Annotated in this window: 16 protein-coding genes; 5 read left to right on the forward strand and 11 right to left on the reverse strand. The window is 64.6% G+C overall.

All coding sequences use genetic code 11. The features are described 5' to 3' along the window. The first annotated feature begins 4 nt into the window (after positions 1–4). Both ACH79_RS05265 and ACH79_RS05270 read left to right on the forward strand, forming a co-directional pair. Complete coding sequence (locus ACH79_RS05265; RefSeq protein ID WP_161850063.1) at positions 5–859, forward strand: hypothetical protein; 855 nt, start codon at positions 5–7, stop codon at positions 857–859. A gap of 54 nt (positions 860–913) precedes the next feature. Continuing rightward, the gene (locus tag ACH79_RS05270) at positions 914–1120 is read left to right on the forward strand and encodes a hypothetical protein (protein ID WP_161850064.1); all 207 of its coding nucleotides are present in this window, start codon (positions 914–916) and stop codon (positions 1118–1120) included. A 70-nt stretch (positions 1121–1190) separates the two neighbouring features. Here ACH79_RS05270 and ACH79_RS05275 read toward each other — a convergent pair whose 3' ends face one another. The 4 genes from ACH79_RS05275 to ACH79_RS05290 all read right to left on the reverse strand — a co-directional run bounded on the left by ACH79_RS05275 (position 1191) and on the right by ACH79_RS05290 (position 3671). Further along, positions 1191–1859: a DsbA family protein gene (locus ACH79_RS05275; protein ID WP_161850065.1), complete on the reverse strand. Its 669-nt coding sequence runs from the start codon at positions 1857–1859 to the stop codon at positions 1191–1193. A gap of 31 nt (positions 1860–1890) precedes the next feature. Then, a complete protein-coding gene (locus ACH79_RS05280; RefSeq protein ID WP_161856226.1) occupies positions 1891–2676 on the reverse strand; it encodes a sulfite exporter TauE/SafE family protein in 786 nt (261 codons plus the stop codon). Positions 2677–2766: 90 nt separating this feature from the next. Further along, positions 2767–3243: a PaaI family thioesterase gene (locus ACH79_RS05285; RefSeq protein WP_161850066.1), complete on the reverse strand. Its 477-nt coding sequence runs from the start codon at positions 3241–3243 to the stop codon at positions 2767–2769. 2 nt (positions 3244–3245) lie between these two features. After that, positions 3246–3671: a thioesterase family protein gene (locus tag ACH79_RS05290; RefSeq protein ID WP_161850067.1), complete on the reverse strand. Its 426-nt coding sequence runs from the start codon at positions 3669–3671 to the stop codon at positions 3246–3248. A 93-nt stretch (positions 3672–3764) separates the two neighbouring features. Here ACH79_RS05290 and ACH79_RS05295 point away from each other — a divergent pair, with 93 nt between their 5' ends. Next, a complete protein-coding gene (locus tag ACH79_RS05295) occupies positions 3765–4358 on the forward strand; it encodes a TetR/AcrR family transcriptional regulator (RefSeq protein WP_161850068.1) in 594 nt (197 codons plus the stop codon). A gap of 41 nt (positions 4359–4399) precedes the next feature. Here the strand turns inward: ACH79_RS05295 and ACH79_RS05300 are convergent, their stop codons facing one another. Then, the gene (locus tag ACH79_RS05300) at positions 4400–4891 is read right to left on the reverse strand and encodes a hypothetical protein (RefSeq protein WP_161850069.1); all 492 of its coding nucleotides are present in this window, start codon (positions 4889–4891) and stop codon (positions 4400–4402) included. 255 nt (positions 4892–5146) lie between these two features. Here ACH79_RS05300 and ACH79_RS05305 point away from each other — a divergent pair, with 255 nt between their 5' ends. Next, on the forward strand, positions 5147–6226 hold the full coding sequence (locus tag ACH79_RS05305; protein ID WP_371419446.1) for an AbrB family transcriptional regulator: 1080 nt from the start codon (positions 5147–5149) through the stop codon (positions 6224–6226). Positions 6227–6265: 39 nt separating this feature from the next. Here the strand turns inward: ACH79_RS05305 and ACH79_RS05310 are convergent, their stop codons facing one another. Genes ACH79_RS05310 through ACH79_RS05320 form a run of 3 tightly spaced genes read right to left on the reverse strand, consistent with a single transcriptional unit; the run spans position 6266 to position 9170 of the window. Beyond that, positions 6266–7060, reverse strand: a complete 795-nt coding sequence (locus ACH79_RS05310; RefSeq protein WP_161856227.1) for an ABC transporter permease — start codon at positions 7058–7060, stop codon at positions 6266–6268. Between the two features lie 20 nt (positions 7061–7080). Then, the gene (locus tag ACH79_RS05315) at positions 7081–7995 is read right to left on the reverse strand and encodes an ABC transporter permease (protein ID WP_161850071.1); all 915 of its coding nucleotides are present in this window, start codon (positions 7993–7995) and stop codon (positions 7081–7083) included. Further along, entirely contained in the window at positions 7992–9170 is a 1179-nt protein-coding gene (locus tag ACH79_RS05320; RefSeq protein WP_161850072.1) for an ABC transporter ATP-binding protein, read from the reverse strand. The genes ACH79_RS05315 and ACH79_RS05320 overlap by 4 nt, the downstream gene beginning before the upstream one ends. Positions 9171–9317: 147 nt before the next feature. On the opposite strand from ACH79_RS05320, the gene ACH79_RS05325 reads away from it, so the two are divergent. Next, a complete protein-coding gene (locus tag ACH79_RS05325) occupies positions 9318–10628 on the forward strand; it encodes a tetratricopeptide repeat protein (protein ID WP_246738440.1) in 1311 nt (436 codons plus the stop codon). A gap of 15 nt (positions 10629–10643) precedes the next feature. Here ACH79_RS05325 and ACH79_RS05330 read toward each other — a convergent pair whose 3' ends face one another. The 3 genes from ACH79_RS05330 to ACH79_RS05340 all read right to left on the reverse strand — a co-directional run bounded on the left by ACH79_RS05330 (position 10644) and on the right by ACH79_RS05340 (position 15915). Continuing rightward, entirely contained in the window at positions 10644–11660 is a 1017-nt protein-coding gene (locus tag ACH79_RS05330) for an adenylate/guanylate cyclase domain-containing protein (protein ID WP_161850073.1), read from the reverse strand. A gap of 6 nt (positions 11661–11666) precedes the next feature. Then, positions 11667–13133 carry a glycerol-3-phosphate dehydrogenase gene (locus tag ACH79_RS05335; RefSeq protein WP_161850074.1) on the reverse strand — a complete coding sequence of 489 codons (1467 nt, stop codon included), beginning with the start codon at positions 13131–13133 and terminating at the stop codon, positions 11667–11669. Positions 13134–13209: 76 nt separating this feature from the next. Further along, positions 13210–15915: an EAL domain-containing protein gene (locus ACH79_RS05340; RefSeq protein ID WP_161850075.1), complete on the reverse strand. Its 2706-nt coding sequence runs from the start codon at positions 15913–15915 to the stop codon at positions 13210–13212. Between the last annotated feature and the right edge of the window lie 233 nt (positions 15916–16148).

Below are 16148 nucleotides of genomic sequence, written 5' to 3' on the forward strand. Positions count from 1 at the left end.
CGCCATGCAGCCGTCCCTCACGATCCAGCAACGCATACACGCTTTCCTTGCGGGTAATGCCGACGAGGTAATGCTGCGCTGGCTATTCCGCAGCGTCGTCATGGTCACCATTGCCGTGCTCGCAGCCGATCTTGCCGGCATGAATGGATGGATCGGCACGCCCGATCCGGCGGCCGAGGTAAGGCAGGACACGCCTTCGCTGAACCTTCCCGATGCGATGCCATCGATCCTGGCGCCGCTCGCGCCTGATGGCGACAAGCGCCTGACACCGCGGCCGCAAGCAGATGGCGCGATGGCGAAGCCAATGACGTTCGAACTGGTCGGCGGCGGCAAGCTGATCGCGACCGGCACCATCACGCCGGGAATTTTCGATGCCTTCGCCGCCGAGGTCGCCAAGCGCGGAGATTACATCAAGACGGTCGTGCTGAATTCGCCGGGCGGATCGGTGGCCGATGCGCTGGCGATGGGACGGCTGATCCGCGAGAGGAATTTTGCAACCGAGATCGAACCGGGAAAATACTGCGCCTCATCCTGCCCGCTGGTATTCGCAGGCGGCGTCGAGCGTCGCGTCGGCGACAAAGCGATCGTCGGCGTACATCAGGTGGCGGCACTGGGCGCGACGTCCGGCCTGCCGCGGGACGAGATGAACGTGGCGCAAAATATTTCCGCGCGATGCCAGCGCTATCTCGGCGATATGGGTGTCAATTTGCAGGTCTGGGTGCATGCGATGGAAACACCGCATGACAAGCTCTTCGTGTTCAAGCCGGATGAATTGAGATCGCTCAATCTGGCGACGGCTGCGGCGGCCGTGCCCTCGGCCACGGCGCCTCGCCCGACGTCCACGAAGTCGCGTTCCTAGGGGGCGGAACCAAACCGCGACATCCGCGTTGATGACCCGCAACGGAGGGATACCATGCAGACGTTTGTCGGAATGATTTTGGGTGCACTGCTGCTCGTTTGCGGCGTCTACATCTACGATTCCATGCAGACGTCGAGCGTTGCCAGCGGTCAGGTCGCGCAGGCCAACCGCACCATCGTCAACTGGGACGTGGCGGCCGCCGACTGGAAGACGCTGAAGACGCGCACCCATGAGGAATGGGTCAAGCTTTCGTCGAAGTAATTTGCCGGCAGAATCGACTCAACGGTCACACGCCGTCGTTCCGAACGACGGCGTGTTGTTGTGACGATCGTCAGTTGGCTTTCTTCGCCTTGCGGGCGTCGGCGATCACCATCTCGAATTCCGCCATGGTCAGGATGCCCGGGACGCGGAACTTGCCGACGATAAAGGACGGCGTTCCCTTGAAGCCGAACGCTATCGCCTGATCGTGGTTGCGGGCGAGCACGGTATCGATCGCCTTGGCATTGGCCGTGGCGTCGCGGTTGAGGCGGTCCATGTCGATGCCGGCCCCCGCCAGCAATTCGCGAATGCGCGGTTCGGTCAATTTCGAGCTGACGCCGATCATCGCCTCATGCGCGGCCAGATACTTGTTCTGATACTTCGCGGCCAGCGCCATCCGCGCCCCGAATTTCGAGACCTCGCCGAGGATCGGCCAGTCCTTCAGCACCAGGCGGACCTTGCCGTCATCCTGCACCACCTGCTGAATCTCGGGCGCGATCTTGCGGCAATACGGGCAGTTGTAGTCGAACCATTCGACGATGTTGATGTCGCCCTCGGGATTGCCGGTCGCGGGCACCTCGGGATCGCGCAGCACCAGCGCTTCGTTCAACACGTCGTCGCTGCGCTGCGCAAACGCCGATCGCGACGTGGCGCCGAGCAGCGCGGCACCGCCGAGCAAGCCGAGAGCTTCGCGCCGTGTAGGCTGCAGGATGATCCCGGCACGATTGTTCGATCGCTTCATCTTTCGTCTCGCGAAGGGCTGCATTTCCTGTCTACGGCTGAGATGCGGATATGTTACGCGCCAGCATATAGAGCGCCACGGCAATAATGACCACGGCGAACACGATATTGAGTGCGCCGCGGCGCTCGGCGAGATGCCGCGCCGAACGCGTGCCGGCCAGGCCGCCGGCGATGCCGCCTGCCACGAACAGGCCCGCCAGTGCCCACGACACCAGGCCGGACCAGGCATAGCTAGCAGCCGTGGTCAGGCCGAACGCGGTGACCGCGACCAGCGAGGAGGACACCGCGTTCAGGATCGGCATGCCGGTCGCCAGCATCAGGGCCGGCACGATCAGGAAGCCACCGCCGATGCCGAAGAATCCCGACACCGTCCCGGTCGCAAGGCCAAGGCTGACGATGGCAGGGATGTTCGACATCGAGACCTTGACGTCAGGCAGTCCGATGCGCGAGCGCGTCTTCAGCATCAATAGCGCGATGACGATCATGACCAGCGCGAACAGCGCCAACAGCCGCTGGCCGTCCATCATCTTGCCGAGGATTGATCCGCCGAACGCGCCGACCATGCCGGCGGTGGCGAAGATCAGCGCGCAGGACCAGATTACGGTGCCGCCGCGCGCATGGTTGGAGAGGTTGACCGCCGCATTGGCCGCCACCGCGATCGCGCTGGTGCCGATCGCGACATGGGGCTCCGACACGCCGACCACATAGACCATCAGCGGCACCGCCAGGATCGAGCCGCCGCCGCCGACCAGGCCAAGCGAAAACCCGACCAGCATCCCCGACGCCAGTCCCAGCACGCCCTGCGCGGTGGAGATGATCAAGTTGAAAGACTCTGTTGCACGGCGCGACCATAGAAGGATTTTTCACATCCTGCTATGCCGTTAGCATGAATATGCACTGCAGCAGGGTCAGGCCGGTGCGAGCGCCTTGTCCGTGACGGCCCCTTCGCGGGGCGGCAGCGCCATCAGCGTGCCGCTCATGGTTGCAATCAGGGTCTCGACCCCGTCATGCGCGGCATAGGCGCGGGCTTCGCATACGGTCAGCGTGCGGCCGGGCTTGACGACGGTAGCGCGGAAGGCAAACCGCTCGCCGCGCGCGGGCGCCAGGAGATTGGTCTTGAACTCCACGGTGAGAATCCCCGCCCCCGCCGGCATCAGCGTGAAGGCGGCGATGCCGCAGGCATTGTCGAGCGCGGCCGTGATGATGCCGGCATGGATAAAGCCGTGCTGCTGGGTGAGTTCGTCCCGATAGTTCATGGCGAGATCGACCTCGCCGGGCTCCAGCCGGGCAATCGAAATGCCGAGCGTCTTCATCGCCCGCTGCTGGTTGAACGTATCGATCGCGATCTCGCGATAGTCAGGATTCTTCGGCTGGAAGCGCACCATGGTCAGGCCATCGCCGGTTCGAGATGCCTCGTCGCGGCGGTGCGGATCGAGGGCGCGAAGGCGGTCGACTTGCGCGCCTGCCGGTCCAAGTGGACGCCGACGAATTCGCAGGTGGCGGCGATCTCGCCGGTTTCGGCATTTCGCATTTCGTGGACAAAACGGATCGACTTGTCGCGAATTTCCAGCAGCCGGCTTTTGACCTCGACGATGTCGCCGGCCAGGAGTTCGCGCTTGTAGGTGATGGTCTGCTGCATGGCGGCCATGCCGCGGCCGGACGTGCGCAGATAGGACGGGGTCAGGCCGAGTCGGGCGAACAGGTTCCAGTTCGCCTCGTCGAATTTGCCGACGTACCACATGATGTTCATGTGCCCGACATGATCGCATTGCCAGGGATAGACCGTGCCGCGATAGGTCGCGTCCGTCTCCATCGTTTGCTCCCCGCTTTTGTCACTCTGATACGGTAGCGTATCAGGCGTTCGCCGGGTTAGCAATACGGCACCGTATCAATATTCGGTGAGACCATGATCGACGCCAGAAGCGACAGCAAAAGCGACACCCGAACCGGCGAGGTGCGGAGCGAGCGCTGGATCGAAGCCGGCTTTAAGGAAATCGCCCGGGCCGGCGTCGAGGGCGTGCGGGTCGAGGTGCTGGCCAAGAACCTCGGCGTCACCAAGGGCGGCTTCTACCGCCGCTTCCGCGACCGCGCGGCGCTGCTGGAAGCCATGCTGCAGCACTGGAGCGCGGGCCGCATCGCCGCGATCGAAAAACACACCAGCCTCGACGGCACGACCGCGCGCGAGCGGCTGAAGGCGCTGACTGCGCGCTATTCCGAGCGCATCAATACCGAAGGCATGGCGGTCGAACTGGCGATCCGGCAATGGGCCCGGTCCGACGAACTGGCTGCCGCAGCCGTCGCCAGCGTCGATGCCGCGCGCCTGAAAAATGTCGGGCAGCTCTATCGCGCGACCGGCTTGCCGCCAGAGGAAGCCGACGCGCAGGCGTTCCTGTTCTATTGCTTCGTGTTCGGCCAGAGCTTGCTGTTTCTCGAACGCGGCCAGCGCAAGCGCGCACAGCTCGTAGCGAAGTCGGCCGAGACATTGCTCCGCGAACTGTAGGCGCGGCCGAATATCCGGCCGCGCCCGCGTCGATTGCCTGTTCAGGCCGCGCCTTTCAGCTTCTTCGAGCATTCGCTGTAATAGCCGCCGCCCTTCTGGATCCACTGCAGCCCGCCATTGGCGTTGGTCGCCTTGTTGGCCTTGTACTGATCCGCGCACGTGTGCAAGCGGGCTCTGCCGGCGCTCTCCTTGGAATATTTCGCATCGACCGCGCTCGGAAAGACTGCGGGACCTGCCGGAGCGGAAGGCGCCGCGGCTTCCTTGGCGGCTCCCTTCTTTTCTTTCTTGGCGGCTTCCTTTGGCTCTGCGGCAGGTGCCGCGGCGGCCGCCGGAGCGGGGGCGGCATCGGCGCCGCATTGCGCCTTGCGGAAGTCATTCCACTTCTGGTCGCCGAGCGTGCCGGCGGCTTTGGCAGCCTGGTATTTGGCGCTGCATTCCTGCGCGGTCAGTGCCTGCGCCGGCGACGTCGTCATCGCAAACGCAGCCAACGCCGACACCGCACACGCACCCAGTATCTTTGCTTGAGTAGTCATCCCTGGTCTCCTTGGGGACAGTCATCTGCGGCAACTATCCTAGCGCAACCACAGCTTGCGACAACGCATCGGGCGATCCCTGTGGTAAAAATTTTTTGGCGCCGACGATGCACCACCTGCCTTCGCATTCAGCCCGCGTTCAGCCAGCGCGGCGGGAGGTTTGTGCAGGCGTTGTGCAGACGCTACCGTTGCATTGCTGCAATCGCGTGACGCATTTGTCCGGCGTGTGCGGATTTGCCATAAGGCAGCGTGAGCCTGATCCCCACCTCGATATCTTCCGCCGTTGCCGACCGCGCCAAAATCCTGGGCACGCTCGAGACGCTCGTGATCGGCGCCGCCGGCGGTCTCTTGTTTCTGTGGCTCAATTTGCCGGGCGGGCTGATTTCCGGCGCGATGGCCGCCGTCGGCATCGCCGCCATGGCCGGGCGGCCGGTGACGATGCCGCCGATCCTGACCCAGACCGTGCTGGTGCTGCTCGGCGTCACCCTGGGCTCGCTGGTCTCGCGGCAGTTGATCCAGCACGTGAGCGCCTACCCCCTGACCATCGGCCTGTTGGCGCTGGCGACGTTCTGCTCGACCTTCGGCTCCAGCTTCTACCTTCAGCGCATGCATGGCTGGGACAAGACTTCGGCGCTGCTCGCCGGCAGCCCCGGCGCGCTGTCGCAGATCACCATGCTGGCCGCCGAGAAGGGCGCCGATGTCGCTGCAATCGCGGTGGTGCAGACCATGCGCGTGATCATCCTGACCGCGGCCCTGCCGCTGCTGCTGGCGCTGACCGGCATCGCACCCTCGGCGCCGGTGGAGGTGGCGAGCCTGATTGCCTCGCCGCTCGAACTCGCCGTGCTGGCCGGCGCCGCCATCGCGTTTGCACTGCTGCTTCGGCTCGCCAATTTTCCAGCCAGCTGGATGTTCGGCGCGATGATCGCCTCGGCCGTGCTGCACGGCACCGGCCTGATCGAGGGCGGCCTGCCGCCCTGGATGCGCGGCGTGGTGCTGGTCGGTATCGGCGCTCTGATCGGCACCCGCTTTGCGCGGATCAGCAGGTCGACGCTCGTCAGCCACATCAATGCCGGGCTGGGCTCGTTCGCGGTTGCCATCGTCATTTCAGCCGTTTTCGTCACGGTGATCGTGCTGACCACCCATGTGCGCTTTGCCGACGTCGTGGTGGCGTTTGCGCCCGGCGCGATGGACGCCATGCTGGCGTTGGCGCTCACGCTGCATATCGATCCGATCTTCGTCGGCGCCCATCATCTGTCACGCTTCGTGTTCGTCTCGATCACGACGCCGGGCATCGTGCATCTGTTCGGACGGCCGCAGGAGGATGTGGACGATTGAGCGGCCAGGTCCGGTAGTCTCGTCCCCGCAATGACGAGCTCAAAGCGGCGCCGCGCTCTCGCCCTGCGTGCTCGACAGCTTCGAGGCGAGCGAGGCGATCACGATCACCACGGCGATCAGCGCGATCACCATGGTGCAGATCGCGTTGATCTCGGGCTTCACACCGAGCCGCACCTCGGAATAGATCCGGATCGGCAGCGTCGCCGAGCCGGGACCGGTAGTAAAACTCGCGATCACGACATCGTCGAGCGACAGCGTGAATGCCAGCATCCAGCCTGCCGCAATCGCGGGAACGATGAGCGGCAGCGTCACGCGAACGAATGCCTGCACCGGATTGCAGCCGAGATCCATCGCCGCCTCCTCGAGGCTGCGGTCGAGCGAGGCCAGGCGCGACTGCACCACCACGGTGACGAAACACATCGTCAGCGTGGTGTGGGCGATCGTCACCGTCCAGAATCCACGCTCGGCATTCAGCGCCACGAACAGCAGCAGCAGCGACAGCCCCGAAATCACCTCGGGCATCACCAGCGGCGCATAGAGCATGCCGGAAAACAGCGCCCGACCCCTGAACCGTTCGCCGCGCGCCAGGCCTACGGCTGCCAGCGTGCCGAGCAGCGTCGCTGATGTGGCCGATACCGCGGCAACGCGCAGGCTCATCCAGGCGGCGTCCAGCATGGCGCGGTCGTTGAAGAATTCGTAATACCAGCGCAGCGACCAGCCACCCCACACCGTCACCAGCCGGGAGGCGTTGAACGAATAGATGACGAGAATGACGATCGGCAGGTACAGGAACGCCAGCCCCAGCGCCAGCGAGGTGACGTTGAACGGCGACATCCTGTTGACCCGCCGGGCGATCACTTCGCGCCCTCCAGCGTCCGGCGCTGCAGCCGGTCGTACAGCACCAATGGCGGCACCAGCAGAACCAGCAGCGCCACCGCGGCAGCGGCGGCGACCGGCCAATCCTTGTTGGTGAAGAACTCCAGCCACAGCGTCTGGCCGATCATCATCGAACCGGAGCCGGCCAAAAGATCCGGGATGACGAACTCGCCGAGGATCGGGATGAAGCAGAGCAGCGCGCCGGCGCCGACGCCCGGTAACGACAGCGGGAACGTGACCAGCCAGAATGCCTGCCGCGGCGACGCACCAAGGTCGGCTGCCGCCTCGAGCAGCGAGGCGTCCAGCTTGGAGAGCGTCGCATAGAGCGGCAGGATCATGAACGGCAGATAGGAATAGACGATGCCGATATACATCGCGGTATCGGTCGACAGCCACACCACTGGTGCCGAGACCAGGCGCAGCGTCAGCAACGCCTGATTGAGCAGGCCGTCATGCTGCAGAATGTTGATCCACGCATAAATGCGGATCAGGAACGAGGTCCAGAACGGCACGATCACCAGCATCATCGCGATCGCCTGCCAGCGCTGCGGCAGCCGCGCCATGCCGTAGGCGATGGGATAGCCGATCAACAGCAGGATCAATGTCGAGGTCACGGCAACCACGAGGCTGCGCAAATAGGAGCTGAGGTAGAGACTGTCGGAAGCCAGCAGCCCGAAATTGTCGAGCGATAGCTGCGCGAAGGCCGCCTTGATCGCGGTCCATCCTTCGGAGAAATCGAACACGGGCACATAGGGCGGTTGCGCAATCGCGGTCTGCGACAGGCTGATCTTCAGCACGAAGCCGAACGGCACCAGGAAGAACAGCACCATCCAGAGATATGGCGCGATAGCGGCATAGCGCGCCGGCTGTGCAAAGATGCGGCGCGCGCTCATCGTTCCAGCACCACGCAATCGTCGGGCGTGAACCACGCCACCACGCGCTGGCCCGCGCTGCAGGCCTCGGTATCGAGCCGGCTGGTATTGGCCACCGACGAGCGCACCACCGCGCCGGTGTCGAGCTTGACCTTGTAGACGGTCGAGCCGCCGAGATAGCTGACATCGGTGATGACGCCTTCGAGCCGGTTGATCGCCTGCGAACCGGCCGCATCCGGCGCCGGGCCTCGGCGCGACAATTTCACCTTCTCCGGGCGGATCGCGACCGAGACCTGTGTCTTCATGACGGGCTGACGCGGCTCGGAGACCACGATGGTCCCGGCATCGCGAGTCGCAATCGTCAGGCGATGATGCTCGCGCGAGGTGACGTCGCCGTCGAACAGGTTGACGTCGCCGACGAACTCGGCGACCCAGCGCGAGGCGGGCGCCTCGTAGAGGTCGCGCGGGGGCGCGACCTGTTCGAGCCGGCCGGCATTCATGACGCCGATCCGGTTCGCCATCGTCATCGCCTCTTCCTGATCGTGGGTGACGACGATGAAGGTCATGCCGAGCCGGCGCTGCAGCTCCATCAGTTCCTGTTGCGTGCTCTCGCGCAGCTTCTTGTCGAGCGCGGCCAGGGGCTCATCGAGCAGCAGGACTTTTGGTCGCCGCGCCAGCGAGCGCGCCAGCGCCACGCGCTGCTTCTGGCCGCCGGAGAGCTGATCGGGCTTGCGCTTCTCCATGTCCTCAAGCTTCACCAGCGTCACCATCTCGGCAACGCGGGTATCGATGGCAGCGCGCGGCATTCCCGCGCGCTTCAGCCCGAATGCGATATTGTCCCGCACCGAAAGATGCGGAAACAGCGCGTAATTCTGAAACATCATGTTGACGGGCCGCTCATGCGGCAACACCGGCGCGATGTCGCGTCCACCGAGCAGGATGCGGCCCTCGTCGGGCGTCTCGAAGCCGGCGAGCATCCGCAGCAGCGTGGTCTTGCCGCAGCCGCTTGGGCCGAGCAGCGCAAAGAATTCCCCGGCCCTGATGTCGAGCGAGAGCCGGTCCACCGCGCGGAAGGTGCCGAACTTCTTGGAGACTGCCTCGATGCGGAGCAGCGGCGCGTCGGTCGCCGCCGCATCGGCGTGTCCCGCCGATACCTCGATATTCCGCGTGTCGATATCAGGCGCTTCCTCGGTCATGTCACCTGCCTGGGCCCATCGTGGCCGCACGCTAGCGGCGGATCGGCATCCGCTCAACCGGCTGGAGAGGGGCAGCCACAATATTGTGGATGCCGCAGCGCTCGTCTCTGCTAGGCTTGCCCGACCCTCGGGCCCAAGGACAAGAAAATGAACCGGGACAGATATGACCTGCCGCTGACGACCAACTCGGATCGCGCCGCGGCGCATTACCGCGACGGCGTCGACCGCATGCTGTCGGCCTGGCACGGCGCGGAGGACGCCTTCGACAAGGCAATCGCGGAAGATCCGGGATTTGCGCTGGCGCATATTGGCCGCGCGCGGCTGCACCAGCTCAACATGGAGGGCGGCAAGGCGCGTGCTCTTGCCGCGCAGGCCCGTGAACTGGCCGCGGGCGCCAGCCCTCGCGAAAAGAGCCATGTCGAGATCATGGCCGCCGTGATCGAGAGCAAGCCGAAACTGGCCCTGACCGGCGCCGAGGCGCATCTCGACGAGTATCCGCGCGACGCACAGGTGCTGTCGATCCTGCTCGGCGCGTTCGGCCTCTACGCGTTCTCGGGCCGTCCCGATCACGATGCCGCCAAGCTTGCGATCTGCGAACGCCACGCGCGGCATTATGGCGAAGACTGGTGGTTCATTTCTTATCTTGGCTGGTCGCACACCGAGGCAGGAAATCTCTCCGCCGGGCGGACGCTATCCGAGCGCGCGATGGGTTTGCGAGCGGCCAATGCCAATGCCGCGCACGGCCTGTCGCACGCCATGTTCGAGCAGGGCGACATGGCAGCGGGCCGCCAGTTTCTGTCGCAGTGGATGCCGGCGCATGATCGCCAGAGTTTTCTGCACGGGCATCTGGCCTGGCACGTCGCGCTGACCCTGCTCGACGCCGGCAATCTCGACGGCGCGCTTGCGATCTACGAACAGCATATCAAGCCGGCGGGCCGCCCCTACCCGCCGCTGAACATCTTCACCGATGGCGCCTCGCTGCTGTGGCGGCTTGCGCTGGCCGGCCAGACCGGGCTGGAGCCCCATTGGCGCGACATGGCTGCCTACGGCGAAAAATACTTTCCGCAGGCGGGCGCGCATTTTGCCGACGTGCATTTTGCGCTGGCTACCGCAATGACCGGCGGCGATGCGCTGGATGCGCGGCTGGCGCAGCTCGAAGCGCGCGACGCCGATGGCAAGCTGCTGCCCGGCCGCGTAGCCATCGAACTCTGCCGCGGTATCAGGGCATTTGCGGCAAGCGATCATGCGGAGGCGATCCGCCTGCTCGAGCCTGCCGTTGCCGAACTGGCGCGGATCGGCGGCAGCCACGCCCAGCGCGAATTGTGGGAGGATACGCTGATCGTCGCCTGTATGCGCGCAGGTCACGGCGACAAGGCCGCGAGCCGCATCTCGGGGCGGCTCGACCGCAGGCCATCGGCACGCGACGAAGCCTGGGCGCGCGCGGCGCAACGAAACTAGGCTCGCCGCTGCAATTCAGGTCCGCCGTTCGACCGCAAATACTTCGATGGCCGCCGCCCGGCCCCGCAAGCGAACCTCGCCTAGCGCTTCGACGGAAAAGGCCGGCTTGAGCTTCATGTGACGCAGCAAATCGGCAGAGACCAGCAAATTCCGGCCGGCCTCCTTGCAGTGCTCCTGCAGCCGCGCCGTCACGTTCACGGTATCGCCGAAATAGGCAAGCTGGCGGCGTGAGCTGCCGCACTCGCTGATCGCTACGTGACCGGCATGCAGGCCGGCGCGAAAGCTCGGCACCATGCCGAACTCCTGCCTGTAGAAATCAGCTCGTTCCGCGATGCTGTCCGCAATCGCGAAGAAGCAATCGATGCAGCGCCCACCCGACATCCTGTCATCGAGCGGCCAGGTCACGATGACCTCATCGCCAACATAGGCGTGGACCTCGCCGCCATGCGCGACGATCGCATCGTCGATGTCGAAGAAGAAGCGAGTGAGCAGGCCCTGCACGCGCAGCTCGCCCATCGATTCGGCGAGCGAAGTTGAGCTGGCAAGGTCGAGAAACATCAGCACGCGCGCTTCCCGCACCGGGCTTCGGTAGCGCCCAAGCGCTATATTGAACAGCACGCGGCTGCCGACCAGCCGTGTCAGCTCAAAGGCTGACATGACGATCAGAGACGCGAAGAAGCTAATCGCAACGATGCCGGGAAACTGTTCGATCAACCACTTCGTCTTGATCGATTCCCAGTACAGCGTCACCTGCAAGACCAGCGCCGCGCTGGCGACGACGATAGCCATGGTCGCGGAGCGCACCGCCAGATCCATCAGCAGCGGCCATTTGCTGATCCACTCACTTCGTCGCGACGTGAAGTAGAGATGAACACCCCAGGCGGCGAACGTGATGCCCATCCCATGCATCATGCTCCTAAGATAGTACGGCAAGGTTGCTTCGCTCGGATCGTCAAGAAAATAGCGATAGGCTATTCCCCCGAACAAGCCGATGATCGCCAGGAAAACAGTCGGCCTGATCGCGTGCCGCATATTGGTTCATCCCAGTCTTGAAGCGGCCATGAACGCTGCGAGGGCGTCGCGATCCTCAGGATCCATGGTGAGGCCAAGCTTGGTGCGCCGCCACAGGATATCGTCAGGAAAACGCGCCCATTCCTTTTGCATGAGATAGCGCACTTCGGCGCCCGTCAATTCCGGCCCGAAGGCCGGGCCGAGTTCGCTGCGTTCTTTGGCCTCGCCCAGGATTTCCTTGACGTCTGTTCCGTAGGCGGCAACCAGCCGCCTCGCCTGCTCCTCGCCGAGAAACCGCCAGCGGTCGCGGACGTCCTCGACCTCGTTGTCGAAGCGATCCCAGGCGAAATCGCCGCCGGGCAGCGGCGTCTTGGCGGTCCAGCGCACCGACATCGGATAGAACGGCGTCAGTTCCGAGACCGCCCGCTCGGCGCGCAGCCGCGAGGTGGTAACGTCGCCGCCGAACACCGTGAGCAGCGGCGCCTTGCCGCGCCCGTGGTCGAGCGTGATCGCCCCGTCGCGCCCGCTCGCGGCGGGCCGCACCATGTTGGCGCCGGAAAGCGTGCGCACCACGTCGACCGTCTCGATCCGCTCGCGGAAATAGCGGTTCGCCGCATCGCAGAGATAGGCGACGTCGCCAGCCGCCATCGCGACGATGGCGGGATCGCCCTTGAAGGCATGGCTGACGGTGCCGATCAGGGTAAAATCGCGCTCGTAGGGGCTGGCGAAAATCAGCCGGCCGTCATTATTCTGGAACACATAGATGTTGTCGCTGTCGAACAGACGGCGGACGACGATCTGGTCCATCTGCATGGCGGCAAGCTTCGGCGGCGGCACGCGCAACACCGTCTCGGCAACGGATGGCGTCCAGGCGCCAGTGGCGTTGGCGACCGCCCTTGCCGTGACCACCTGGCGAAAACCGCGATCGATCGTCACCAGCCGCCATTCCCTGCCGCGTTCGGCCCGGCTGCAGCGCGCGCCGGTGCGAATCACCGCGCCGCGCGCCGCGGCATCGACGGCGGTGAGAACCACCAGGCGCGAATCGTCCACGACGCAGTCGGAATATTCAAAGGCGGTGCCGAACGGCCGCTTCAGCGCATTGCCGATGGGATGATGCGTGACGTCGACGGTCGCCGAGGCCGGCAGGCCGCTGCGCGAGGCCAGCCGGTCGTAGAGCAGGAGCCATGAGCGCAACTGCCAGTCCGGACGTTCATCCGAATGGGCCGGGATCGCAAAGCGCATCGGACGCACCAGATGTGGCGCGATCCTGAGCCAGGTGTCGCGCTCGGCTAGCGCGGAACGAACGCGCAGGAAATGGCGGCGCTCCAGCCCCGCGAGATCGCCATGGATCAGCCGCGGCGAGGCCGACGAAGCGCCCGCGCCGAGATCGCCTTGCTCCAGCAGAATGACGCGCAAGCCACGGCCGACGGCGTCGCGCGCGATGCTGACGCCGTTCAACCCGCCGCCAATGATCGCGAGATCATAGTCCGCCATACGCAAGCGCTACTGGAGAGAATCTGACTTCACTACACTAGGGCATGATGGCCAAAAGTGGATGTCGCTCGCGAAATCAGGCGCTGGCGAGCTTGCGTTCGGTCTCGACGTCGTTGGCGGCGCTACGGCCGACCAGCGCGGCGTAGTGGCCGATCGGCTGGGGCTTGCCGAGCAGATAACCCTGCACCGCATCACAGCCCTCGTCGGCGAGGAAGCTGAGCTGTTCCTGGGTCTCCACGCCTTCGGCGACGATCGACATTTCGAGGCCGTGGCCGAGATCGATGACGGCGCGAACGATCGCCGCCGATTGCGGATTGCGCCCGAGATTCATGACAAAGGCGCGGTCGATCTTGATCTTGTCGAACGGGAACGCCTGCAGGTAACTCAGCGAGGAATAGCCGGAACCGAAATCGTCCATCGAAATTCGCACGCCGAGCGACTTCAGCCGTCTCAGCAAGGCGAGACCGCGGTCGAAATCCTCGATCAGCACGCCTTCGGTGATTTCGAGTTCGAGCCGGTCGGGCGCCAGCCCCGTCTCGAGCAGGATCGAATGCACCAGGCTGACGACGTCGCCGTGCATGAACTGCGCCGGCGACAGGTTAACCGCGATCTGCATCGGCACCGGCCAGGAGGCCGCCTCCCGGCAGGCTTCGCGCAGGATCCAGTCACCCATCTCAACGATCAGGCCGCTTTCTTCGGCGAGCGGAATGAATTCGCCGGGCGACACGAAACCGCGCACCGGATGGATCCAGCGCGCCAGCGCCTCGAAGCCAATCACCTTGCTGGTACCGATCGTCGGCCCCGCCGCGGCCTGCGGCTGGTAATACAGCGACAATTCGCCGTTCCGGATCGCCATCGAGAGGTCCTGGTGCAGCACGCGGCGGTCGCGGATCTGCTGGTCCATCTCCGGCTCGAAAATGCTGATCGAGCCGCGCGACTTCTGCTTGGCGCGGAACAGCGCCGCGCCGGAATTGGCGAGCAGGGAAGCAGCGTCCGAACCGTTATGCGGAAATACCGAGATGCCGGTGGTGACCCCGGTTCGCACCGACTTGCCGTCGATCACGAATTCGTCCGACAGCGTTTGCGCGAGTTTCTCGGCGAGCGCCTTGCCCGCCTCCGGCTGCTTGCCGTCGATGATCAGGCCGAACTCGTCGCCGGACAGCCGGGCGACCACGCCGCCGCGGGCGCAGGCCTGGATGCGGCCAGCGACCTCGATCAGGAGCTTGTCGCCCATCGCGTGGCCGAACACGTCGTTGATTTCCTTCAGGCCATCGAGGTCGACGCACAACACCGCGAATTCCTCGTCCGTGCCGGCGCAGGCCTCGATCATCTGGGCCAGCGCCTGCAGGAAGGCGGCGCGGTTCGGCAGGTCCGTCAGGCCGTCATGATAGGCCATGTGCGCCATCCGCGACTCGGTCTGGCGGCGGTCGGTGACGTCCTCATGGGTCTTGATCAGGTATTGCGGCTCGCCGGCCTCATCGAGCACGGTCATGCGGCGGGTCAGAAACAGCCGCAAGCCATCCTTGGTGGAGATCGGGTGCTCTTCGGTCAGCAGGCTGCGCTTCTTGATCGCAGCCTCGTCGCGCGCGATGATCAGTTTGGCCTCGCGCGGATTGAAGATGTCGGCGGCGGTCAGGCCGGTGGCGTCCTCGCGGCGGCGATTGAGAATGGTCTCGGCGCTGCGGTTGGCGAGTAGATAGCGCCCGTCGCTGACGCGCTCGACGATCAGCGACACCGGGATGTTGTCGACCACCAGTTCGAGGAATTTCTTGGTGTTTTCGAGTTCGCGCGACAGCGACCGCCGGTCGGTGACGTCATCGAACAGCGTTATCAGGAATTCCGGCTTGTTGTTCTCGTTGCGCGCCACCACGCGGTTGGACGAGAGGATGCGCTCGTCGTCGCCGCGTTCGACGCTGTATTCGCTGCGATGATAGCCTTCCGGCGCCGCCAACGCCGCTTGGTCCGCCGCCTCAATGCTCTTTGCGGTTTCGAGGCGGAAAATCTCGTCGGCGCGCTTGCCGACGATGTGATCGCGGGAGAAGCGCGAAAAGCGCTCGAACGCGCGGTTGGCGAAGATGTAGCGGCCGTCCTCGATGTTCTTGGCAGCGACGCAGACCGGAACGTTGTCGAGCACCGATTCCAGAAACTTGGTGGTCGATGCCAGCTTGCGCGACAGCTGGCGTTGTTCGGTGTAGTCCTCGTGCGTTCCGATCGTCCCGCCATTGGGCAGGCGGAAGATCTTCGAGAGCACCGATCGCCCGTCCGGCAGTTCGGTGACGACGCCTTCGGGGCGGCGGGCCAGCTTGCCGAACTCCTCGACGGTGAGATCGAGCAGCCCGCGCGCGCGCCGCAGTTCGAGCAGTTCGCGGCCGGTCATGCGGCTCGAAATCTCGGCGCGGCTCAGCCCATACATTTCCAGAAAGCGATCGTTGCAGAAGACCACGCGGTTTTGCGCGTTGGTCATCATCACGCCCTGGTTGAGGTTGTTCAGCGCCGAACTGATGAAGGCGCTGCGCTGCATTTGCGCGCGCTTCGCCCCACGCAACGCCGCCAGAATCCAGATGCCGATCGCAGCCAGGAAGGAGACGACGACGATTCCGCCGATCAGGAATTCCCACACCCTATTCGGATCGAATTCGCCGATATAGCCCGCCGGTGCAAAGCCCGCCGAAGGGCCGGCGCCCCACGCCATTCCGCACGGCATGGCGGTGGCGAGCAGACAGACGAGGGCCTGCGCCGGAATCGAATTCTTCCGTCCTGCCTGCCAGTTCCTGTCAGCCATTACCGCCCCGAGGTTTGCGGGCGGAGTGTCTGGCTTGACGAGTTTGGATCGGGTAAACGCCTACCCGTGCAATTCTAAAATGTGACCCAAATTACGGCAATTGGCCTGACATGATTAATGCTTTACTAACGGGACTGCGTTGGCGGCGTATGTCGAGACAAACCAATGGGTTGTTCGACGGCTTCAGCGAACGAAGCTGTCATCACCGAGCGTGGCAAGCGCCGATTCCTGCG

This window comes from Bradyrhizobium sp. CCBAU 051011 (assembly GCF_009930815.1).
In the GTDB taxonomy this organism is placed as follows: domain Bacteria; phylum Pseudomonadota; class Alphaproteobacteria; order Rhizobiales; family Xanthobacteraceae; genus Bradyrhizobium.

What these genes read in the sequence shown, in the direction of transcription:
- ACH79_RS05265 (WP_161850063.1), top strand. Translation starts at nt 5, where the DNA reads ATGCAGCCGTCCCTCACGATCCAGCAACGCATACACGCTTTCCTTGCG.
- ACH79_RS05270 (WP_161850064.1), top strand. Translation starts at nt 914, where the DNA reads ATGCAGACGTTTGTCGGAATGATTTTGGGTGCACTGCTGCTCGTTTGC.
- ACH79_RS05275 (WP_161850065.1), bottom strand. Translation starts at nt 1,859, where the DNA reads ATGAAGCGATCGAACAATCGTGCCGGGATCATCCTGCAGCCTACACGG.
- ACH79_RS05285 (WP_161850066.1), bottom strand. Translation starts at nt 3,243, where the DNA reads ATGGTGCGCTTCCAGCCGAAGAATCCTGACTATCGCGAGATCGCGATC.
- ACH79_RS05290 (WP_161850067.1), bottom strand. Translation starts at nt 3,671, where the DNA reads ATGGAGACGGACGCGACCTATCGCGGCACGGTCTATCCCTGGCAATGC.
- ACH79_RS05295 (WP_161850068.1), top strand. Translation starts at nt 3,765, where the DNA reads ATGATCGACGCCAGAAGCGACAGCAAAAGCGACACCCGAACCGGCGAG.
- ACH79_RS05300 (WP_161850069.1), bottom strand. Translation starts at nt 4,891, where the DNA reads ATGACTACTCAAGCAAAGATACTGGGTGCGTGTGCGGTGTCGGCGTTG.
- ACH79_RS05310 (WP_161856227.1), bottom strand. Translation starts at nt 7,060, where the DNA reads ATGTCGCCGTTCAACGTCACCTCGCTGGCGCTGGGGCTGGCGTTCCTG.
- ACH79_RS05315 (WP_161850071.1), bottom strand. Translation starts at nt 7,995, where the DNA reads ATGAGCGCGCGCCGCATCTTTGCACAGCCGGCGCGCTATGCCGCTATC.
- ACH79_RS05320 (WP_161850072.1), bottom strand. Translation starts at nt 9,170, where the DNA reads ATGACCGAGGAAGCGCCTGATATCGACACGCGGAATATCGAGGTATCG.
- ACH79_RS05325 (WP_246738440.1), top strand. Translation starts at nt 9,318, where the DNA reads ATGAACCGGGACAGATATGACCTGCCGCTGACGACCAACTCGGATCGC.
- ACH79_RS05330 (WP_161850073.1), bottom strand. Translation starts at nt 11,660, where the DNA reads ATGCGGCACGCGATCAGGCCGACTGTTTTCCTGGCGATCATCGGCTTG.
- ACH79_RS05335 (WP_161850074.1), bottom strand. Translation starts at nt 13,133, where the DNA reads ATGGCGGACTATGATCTCGCGATCATTGGCGGCGGGTTGAACGGCGTC.
- ACH79_RS05340 (WP_161850075.1), bottom strand. Translation starts at nt 15,915, where the DNA reads ATGGCTGACAGGAACTGGCAGGCAGGACGGAAGAATTCGATTCCGGCG.